At 48.0% G+C, this 7,234-nt stretch carries 10 protein-coding genes; all 10 read right to left on the bottom strand.

Annotated elements, in window-relative coordinates; all coding sequences use genetic code 11:
* Positions 1-63: 63 nt before the first annotated feature.
* The 10 genes from F0P93_RS30675 to F0P93_RS30630 all read right to left on the bottom strand — a co-directional run bounded on the left by F0P93_RS30675 (position 64) and on the right by F0P93_RS30630 (position 7,233).
* Positions 64-516: a hypothetical protein gene (locus F0P93_RS30675; protein ID WP_150881610.1), complete on the bottom strand. Its 453-nt coding sequence runs from the start codon at positions 514-516 to the stop codon at positions 64-66.
* A 58-nt stretch (positions 517-574) separates the two neighbouring features.
* On the bottom strand, positions 575-805 hold the full coding sequence (locus tag F0P93_RS30670) for a hypothetical protein (protein ID WP_150881609.1): 231 nt from the start codon (positions 803-805) through the stop codon (positions 575-577).
* Between the two features lie 373 nt (positions 806-1,178).
* Positions 1,179-1,517, bottom strand: a complete 339-nt coding sequence (locus F0P93_RS30665) for a hypothetical protein (protein ID WP_150881608.1) — start codon at positions 1,515-1,517, stop codon at positions 1,179-1,181.
* Positions 1,518-1,537: 20 nt separating this feature from the next.
* The gene (locus F0P93_RS30660; protein WP_150881607.1) at positions 1,538-2,185 is read right to left on the bottom strand and encodes a PD-(D/E)XK nuclease-like domain-containing protein; all 648 of its coding nucleotides are present in this window, start codon (positions 2,183-2,185) and stop codon (positions 1,538-1,540) included.
* A 67-nt stretch (positions 2,186-2,252) separates the two neighbouring features.
* Positions 2,253-2,621, bottom strand: coding sequence for a hypothetical protein (locus F0P93_RS30655; protein WP_150881606.1), 369 nt, complete (start codon positions 2,619-2,621; stop codon positions 2,253-2,255).
* Between the two features lie 294 nt (positions 2,622-2,915).
* On the bottom strand, positions 2,916-3,266 hold the full coding sequence (locus F0P93_RS30650) for a DUF3846 domain-containing protein (RefSeq protein WP_150881605.1): 351 nt from the start codon (positions 3,264-3,266) through the stop codon (positions 2,916-2,918).
* Positions 3,267-3,468: 202 nt separating this feature from the next.
* Complete coding sequence (locus F0P93_RS30645; protein WP_150881604.1) at positions 3,469-4,128, bottom strand: hypothetical protein; 660 nt, start codon at positions 4,126-4,128, stop codon at positions 3,469-3,471.
* Between the two features lie 164 nt (positions 4,129-4,292).
* Positions 4,293-4,580: a hypothetical protein gene (locus F0P93_RS30640; protein WP_150881603.1), complete on the bottom strand. Its 288-nt coding sequence runs from the start codon at positions 4,578-4,580 to the stop codon at positions 4,293-4,295.
* A complete protein-coding gene (locus F0P93_RS30635) occupies positions 4,577-6,307 on the bottom strand; it encodes a toprim domain-containing protein (RefSeq protein ID WP_150881602.1) in 1,731 nt (576 codons plus the stop codon). Before F0P93_RS30635 ends, F0P93_RS30640 begins: the two co-directional genes overlap by 4 nt.
* Positions 6,304-7,233, bottom strand: a complete 930-nt coding sequence (locus tag F0P93_RS30630; RefSeq protein WP_150881601.1) for a DUF3945 domain-containing protein — start codon at positions 7,231-7,233, stop codon at positions 6,304-6,306. Before F0P93_RS30630 ends, F0P93_RS30635 begins: the two co-directional genes overlap by 4 nt.
* Between the last annotated feature and the right edge of the window lies 1 nt (position 7,234).

Genomic DNA, 7,234 nt, shown 5'->3' with positions numbered 1-7,234 from the left:
ATATCCCAACTTGCACTAATTGATCCAATTGAATAATCATTCACCAGACTATTTTGTAAACGACTATATCCGCAGCCGCTTCAAAACCTCAACGACTGCTACCATTTGCTCTGGCTTCCAAAGTTCCGGCTTTAGCGACCGTTGGTAATACTGAGCATAGGGGATATTGGCCTGCTCAATGACAAGTCCAACGTATGAAGTACCTTTCAGACGCTCCGATAACGCTCGCTGCGCGTTCCCTAAATCAGCGATCGCCTGTTTGTCGACGTCAGATCCAAGGGAGTTGATAATAGTATCGACATCATGCTGAGATAAGGGCCGGTGGCCATACCGTTTCAGGCTAATGGTACCTGGAGAACCGGAAATTAGCCGATCTTCCGCTTTCTCCAGTAATTGTTTAGCGTGCTCAGTAGCTGCTAAATGATTGGTTGCAACTTGTAGTATATGCTCATCGATCTGTTCCAACGCAGTAGCAAATTCTTCCATGGGATTCAATATTACAAAATTTGCTTCCATGAAGTAAGTAATTTATTAGCTTTTATGTAAAACATCTGCGAGGAAAGTACCGTGTCGGCTAATCTTTTTTAGTTGCAGAAATGTCCGAAATCAATTTCTCACGTGCCTGGCTACTGAGATCAGGGTCAACAACCGGATCGACCTCGGCATCGACCGCAGCCTGATTACACTCGACACCATACAGCCGGAATAAAATAGTGCGTGCCTGAGCTACCGTGTACCCCTTGCGAACCCAGTACTGCTTAAACCGCAGTTTGTTGAATTCAATAAGCTGATCCGTAATGGCCATGGGATTAATAGGGTTGGTTTTCAGTTTGAAGCCCCAAACTGGAATCAGGCTTTGTATATATCAAATTTGGGGAGATTGTCAGAAAATAGTCAATTGTCTTGGCCGATTTAGGCTCTGATAATACGAAATCGCTTTTTCATGGTTACCATCCTCCATTAGACAGAAAAGCGATCCGCTAATTTCCAGAATGGGATATCCGTCGGCTTTATCGTTGTAAAGAGTGACGCCTGAAAGTTTTCGCCAATATTTCCGGATAGAGACAAGTCTTTCTGGGGTCATAGCAATGTGCTGGTCATGTGATAGAGCAAGAGTATAACCGCACACAAATAGCACAGAAACCGGCTTTTTGTGTGCAGTTAACAGGATCGTTTTGTTATTGAAAGATCGAGGTTTGTACACTTTCGACTGCGGCCTGCCCACCTATGCCCGGCGTTTCGCCAAAAACACCCTTCTGTTGATACAAATTGATTTGAACCAATCCATGTATACCAGTAAGGAAATCGCCCAATACATAAGCTTTTAGAAGGTAGGCTTTGAGGGGCGTACAGCGGTTATACCGGGCATTTGCCCGGAGAACCATCGTGAGTAAATGGGCGTAAAAATCTTGGGGCTCCTCCACATTCAAGCCGTCGAGTTTGGCAACTTGCTCCCTTAAATAAGTCTGTAGGCTGTTTTTGGGATTGTGCAGCGTCGTGATTTTAGCGAAAAACATAGCTTTAAAGGGTAATGGGTTTAGCTGGCCTGTCGGGTTAGCGGTTGAATGGCGGCTGTAGTAAGCGCCCAAGACGATGGCTGAAAATTGCATTTGCGGACTTCCCGGAGCAGGGCATGATATTTCTTTCTGCCTCCTTCAATACAACCCTTGCAGGCGGTTGCTTCAAAATAGAAGATGCTAAAGGGGGCCTGTTTCTGAACCCCTAATAAAACGAATCGGGAAGCAGGGGGTTTGCTGTCGAGGTAGAACGCGCCTTGTCGGTCATAATCGTACGCCAGACAACTGGCTAAAAATTCCCGGTAACTGCGGGCGCTGGTGGTTTTTACGTCCACAATCATCTCTTCGGATGGAAGCCACAAATCGAGTCGGGATTTACAGGGCAATCCCGTTTGATCATCGTCCCATACTTCGATGACCTCCTTTCGGGCTTCCTGCAATACTAGCCGGGCAAAGCTATCTTTCTGCAAGGCATTCCGCATCTGGTCGGCCTGTTTCTGAAGAGCGGTGGTCAGTTCGATGGTTAATTCCTGTTCTAAGATCAACTCGTGGAAGGCGGTACCAAACGCCTGAGCGGGACCCCTTGGCCGTACTGGATAGCCAAAAAACAGGTTGCGAAACTCAGTCAGATCGCTGTTTGCGTAGCGGGAAATGGAACGGTAATCCATCGTTGTAAAGGGGGAGTAAGGTTTGAAAGAGCACCCGGAGAGGGAGTTGCCGGGTGCCTAAAGTGCGTTATTGAAGTTCAGGATGGAGCGGGATAATCTTACCTGGTTCGCTCTCCCCTTCCGGGATGACGTCCATTAGTCGTACCCCTTTGTCGAAGAGGTCATTTAAGAAATCGTCTGACTCATCTCCCTTCACGATATAATCAATTTGCGAAGGACAAAAGGCGGTGAAAATGCCGGGCTTCAGCTCAATCCCGTTTACGGTTTCAAAGGGGCATTTCCGGTGCGCCAGCAGAATCCAATCGACGCCAATGGTAAATCCTTTCGGGATGAACGGTAATCGCTTGGAAACGCCCATTTTGGCGGCTTCGGCGGAAAAAGCAGCCGGGGTCTTATAGAACTTCTCCCCTACCCACATCAAACCGTAACGCTTCATGACTTTGAAGGGGAAACAGTCCGAACATCCGGCCAGCCGACAGGGTTGCTGTTCGATCAGAACCGAGGACACCCACGTAAAGCCACGATTGAATTGAATGCCTTGACTGCAACATGGGCAAATGCTAACTTCGATGGGCAGTTTAGCACAGGGTCGGGCTGACTTCCCGGCGACAAAGTAAAACCCTCCCGGTTTCCGGTAGCCGCAACCTCTTTTCTGTTCCTGACTAGTGATAATCTGATACATAGCGGATTGGATTAGGGTAGACTACTGATTGCAATCTACCCGGTTTGACTAAAAAGAGGTGACTCGGAAATAAGGGGCGGTGTAAGCGGCTCCCAGCCACGACACCATTCTTTTAGCGGCTTCGATGCCCATTTTAGGCTCCGTCGTTTCTCCTTCTTCGTCGCTTCCAGACAAGACCGCTATGCCGTGAATGGGGCCATATCCGCCGAACGAAAAGGCCAGTGGCTGCGGTCGTTGAAACAGGGCCTCATCATCTACCGTGAGGGCGTCACCGTCCCCTTGCCGGGCGCAAACGTCGATGCAACGGCAGCCGATAATCTGAAAAAAATCGTGGAGGGTAGCAGCCGTATCAATGACCTCAATGGTCTGGGCTGCGGGGTCGATCTTGATAAGTTTCATAGTTTTTTTATCTGATTTACTCTATAAATATAAGCATTTTTTACATAAAAAAAAAGTCTATACTTATTTTTAATGTAAAAAGAGTGAACAGATTTGCCTCTTTTTTCCCCTTTCCAATCTTATCCTGTACTTTTGGGGATAATTTTTATCTGATTTATAGCAGAAGCCAGCCGGATGCCGACTGGCTTCTCTTATTTAGTCCTTACGCGGCCAGTAGCAGTCCCGTATCGGTATCGTCGTTCTCTCCAAATGGATTATACCAGTTATAGAGTCGGGAAATATTGGCGCGGTCGGTTGTGGTTTCCTGACGGAAAAGCCGGTTTGATTTAGCGTAGGCGGTCAATTCCTGGGTTAGCTTGCGGTCGGCCATTTGATAGCCAAAGGTGGCAATGTAGTACGTCCCTTTCGGCTGGATTTTTGTATTTTCCTTCTTCTCCGCCGTGGCCGTTATTACCACGTCAGCGAGGGTTAGATCAGCGTAGAAAAGGGGTTCGATCAGCCGGAAAATGTTATCGACGGAATAGCCGTGAAACAGCACCGATGAGACACAATTGGCGGCATCGACGAAGAACAGTTCCGCCCACGTTTTTTGCCCCATATTCAGAATACTATCGGTAAAAATCCGCCACGCTAGGGGCTGGAAAGTAAGGGTGTTGCCGAGCACTTCCGTGCCATTAATATTAAACAAGCCCTGTTTGGCGTCAAAACGGTACTGGCGGGGATGCCCTTCGAGGTATTTGAATTTGAAGGTGTCCGTTACCTCGCCGGTTTCTTCATCTACCTGTTCGTTGAGGGTTGGCGTAACCGCTTCGCTTGAAACAACTTCGGTTTGGCTGGTGGCCGGGGTTTGATTCTTTTTCATGTCAATTAGTTATCTGATTTACAGTATTAAGATAGCCATTTTTTACATTAAAAACAATATGAAAATTATTATTATAGTAAATATTTTGCGAGAATTAAGCCACCCCTTTTCCCCTTTCCAATAAAAAAGCCTCCCTTACGAGGAGGCTATAATTACTGGATGAGTCAATTCTTCTCGGGTGGATTTCGGAGCTTTTGCTGCCGGTGCTCAAACTCACGGCGTTCAATCGCATACAGGCGGCATGTGCCAGGAAAGAGCTTTGTAAATGCCTCCAATTGCTTATCAACCTGATTCGGAGTTTTGAGTATTAAAGCTTCCGCGTTGCTGGGCGTGTCCAGTGGCACCGCCTCGCCTTGCGTGCTGATGTAAAATTCGCGACCGGTGCCATCCGCCAGGTTGATCACAAACGCCATGCTGAAATTGTCTTCTGATTCGGCGCTAAAGTTACTCATTGGTGCTTTATCTTAGGTGATGTGGATGGTACCTGGCTTCTTTTTTCTTCCTGACGTTTAACGGTGGCTTGTTGGCTGCGGTCACTCTTCTCATCCAGTACCTGTTTTTTAAATTCGACCTGTTCTGATGCTTTATGGACGCTTCCGTCCTTGATTTCGATCCGGGCCTGCTCTTTCATCCAACCATTGTTTTGTCGTGAAACGGCCCGAAACGTCACATTTTGTCCTTCTCCGGTATGATGATGTTGCAGAAGAATTAAGGTTCGCTGGATCGTTGCGGCTGAGTTGCTGTTATACATCACTTTACCGCTGTCATTTACGATGGCATAGGTAAAGCGTTTGGCCTCATCCAAATTTAACTTCAGCTCATCTGTGAAATCTTTCGCACAGGATTTAACCAGCTCGATACGTTTACCAAGGCCGGTGAGTTCAAGCAGTGCCTGGCTTATGGCTCTGAGCGCAGTCATTGTTTCTGGTACGTAGATAACCTTCTGCTGCTCGACCTGGCCAATATTGATCAGTTGAGTACTAATTTCCTTTTTGGTGATATCATCACTATCTGCCCGCTCAATCTGGCTACGTACATTGGTATTAAAAAGCTCGACCCGGTTTAACAATGCTTCCCGGATCTGCTGATGGGCATCGGCTTCCGGTAGCAGGAGTCCGGTCCGGTTTCCTGTCGCTACTGTCGAGGAAACTGGAAAATGGGAGGCAACTAATTTCTGTACGAATTGCAGATCATACCGGTGGCCTTTTGTGTCATCATCGAAGGATAATTCAATCTTCCAGTTGGGCGCTTTCTCCAGAGAGGAAACGTAGCGAGAAATGGTATTGACCTGCTCAGGGGTAAGCTGGCCACCGGTTGAAAAGTAAACGGTATTAAAAGCATCATCACCCCGAATGGATTGCAATTGCTTATGTGCCATGGCATCCAGAACACTTTCCACAATAACAAACCGTTCGATTTTAGGCGGAATGTTGGAAATAAATACACTGCTTTGGCGATCGCTACCAGGTGCGTGCTGTTTTAAATTCTCGTTCCGGACTTCAAAACCCATTACCTCCGCTGACAGCCCATTGTAATAAGGAAATGCTACATTATGGAAAGTCAGGTACTTCCGATCAGGATTAGCCTTGGCGGTCATGAAGTCATCCGTGCGCCCGGTTTCTGTATTCAGATACGTTACCTGCGTAACCGCCTTTCCTTTAAACTCAGGACTTTCGATGATCTTTTGATCGATGTTGCGCTTCAGCAAATAATTATCCTTCTCCAGCGATCGAATATCAAGGAGCTCTTTGGCGAAGGGCTGTTTCGGATTGGGATCCGGCTGGATTGTTATGGCTGTGCGATTGCGGGTTACCTGGTCGGGATCGATCTTCAGGTAATCATACAGAACATTGGTGATGTTCCGAAATTCGTGCTGGCCAGGTCGGTTAAAAACCGAAAAGACCGTATGCAGACGGTTACGGACAAAATCAATAATGGTGCCGGCATCCGAAAAGTCACCGGCGCGTTGATACACCTGCTGGCTGGCATCCTGCGGATTTTTAATAACAATGGTGTCGCCGTGTCCCGGATGCTGGAGAACAGGACGGCTCCGGCCTTTGTGAGGTAAATGTTCATAGCCATATTGAACGGCTAATTCAACAATAGAGACATTGGCCCGAAGTTCCGGTACCGGAATTACATTGGGAAATTTCTGCTTTAATTCATCGAACCGGGTCATTGTTTCGGGCGGAGTATTTTTCGGTTTTGATTGGGAATTTGATCATCCGTTAATAGCCGCTTTATCGTTTCTTTCTGCGCATTGGCTACCGTCGTGACGCCGGTTTTTTCTTCCAAACCGCGGACCTGATCCGTTTTGGCGCCCTCGTTATTCTGAGCGAGCTGCTGCCTGTTTTTTTCATCCGGTTTAAGGGTTACATCCTGTCGGCTGATGTTAGAAACCTGAAGCCCTTTGTTAGCGGCTGAAACTGATAGCGTTGCATCAAAGGGTTCGCCCTGGCGATCTTTCAAGCCGCTAAGCCGAACCGGATAGCCGGCGGCCAACTGGAGCTGCTGCTCACGTGACAGATCGATTCCAAGCAATTGTGTTGGCAACATTTCCGGGCGTACTTTCCAGATATCGACGGTGTTGGTTTCCTTATCGACCCGCAAATAAGCCGGCACAAAACTGCCATTTTCAGCAACCTGAATCGGCTTTTCCACAAACCCTTTCTGCTCGAGATCCTGCCGTTCCTGTTTAGTCAACTGAAGATCACCCACCCGATCCGGAATGGTGAGGTCCGGCATTACTGGTGTTATGCGGAGCTGAGCGCCCTGGTCGGTGACAACGATCCGTAGACGGCCGCTTAGTTCCAGATCGTTGGGCAGCATGACTGTTACAATCGGCGTCGGGCGTCCGGAAAATAAAGCTTCTTCAACCTGTGGATTAGCAGCCAGGAAAGCCGGTGTAATTCCTACTTCATTGAGCTTGTTTTGTAGAAGCGGGCGGCCGCCTTCGATCTGCCGGCGCAGCACGGCCGACTGTTCATCCGTGCTTAGGAAGTTATCGGTCAGGGCGTACTGCCAGGCAGCTCCTACCTGCAAAGGTGTAGGGGCAATGTTGTCGATTTCATCCGCCCTGGTTTGAGCAAAGGTTTGTGTTGGCATG

Source organism: Larkinella humicola (genome assembly GCF_008727875.1).
Lineage (GTDB): Bacteria > Bacteroidota > Bacteroidia > Cytophagales > Spirosomataceae > Larkinella > Larkinella humicola.
Note: the sequence above shows the minus strand (reverse complement) of the source record. Positions and strands in the feature narration are given on the sequence as shown.

Coding starts and splice junctions, on each gene's coding strand:
- F0P93_RS30660 (WP_150881607.1), bottom strand. CDS start 2,185: ATGGATTACCGTTCCATTTCCCGCTACGCAAACAGCGATCTGACTGAG.
- F0P93_RS30675 (WP_150881610.1), bottom strand. CDS start 516: ATGGAAGCAAATTTTGTAATATTGAATCCCATGGAAGAATTTGCTACT.
- F0P93_RS30650 (WP_150881605.1), bottom strand. CDS start 3,266: ATGAAACTTATCAAGATCGACCCCGCAGCCCAGACCATTGAGGTCATT.
- F0P93_RS30640 (WP_150881603.1), bottom strand. CDS start 4,580: ATGAGTAACTTTAGCGCCGAATCAGAAGACAATTTCAGCATGGCGTTT.
- F0P93_RS30630 (WP_150881601.1), bottom strand. CDS start 7,233: ATGCCAACACAAACCTTTGCTCAAACCAGGGCGGATGAAATCGACAAC.
- F0P93_RS30645 (WP_150881604.1), bottom strand. CDS start 4,128: ATGAAAAAGAATCAAACCCCGGCCACCAGCCAAACCGAAGTTGTTTCA.
- F0P93_RS30635 (WP_150881602.1), bottom strand. CDS start 6,307: ATGACCCGGTTCGATGAATTAAAGCAGAAATTTCCCAATGTAATTCCG.
- F0P93_RS30665 (WP_150881608.1), bottom strand. CDS start 1,517: ATGTTTTTCGCTAAAATCACGACGCTGCACAATCCCAAAAACAGCCTA.
- F0P93_RS30670 (WP_150881609.1), bottom strand. CDS start 805: ATGGCCATTACGGATCAGCTTATTGAATTCAACAAACTGCGGTTTAAG.
- F0P93_RS30655 (WP_150881606.1), bottom strand. CDS start 2,621: ATGAAGCGTTACGGTTTGATGTGGGTAGGGGAGAAGTTCTATAAGACC.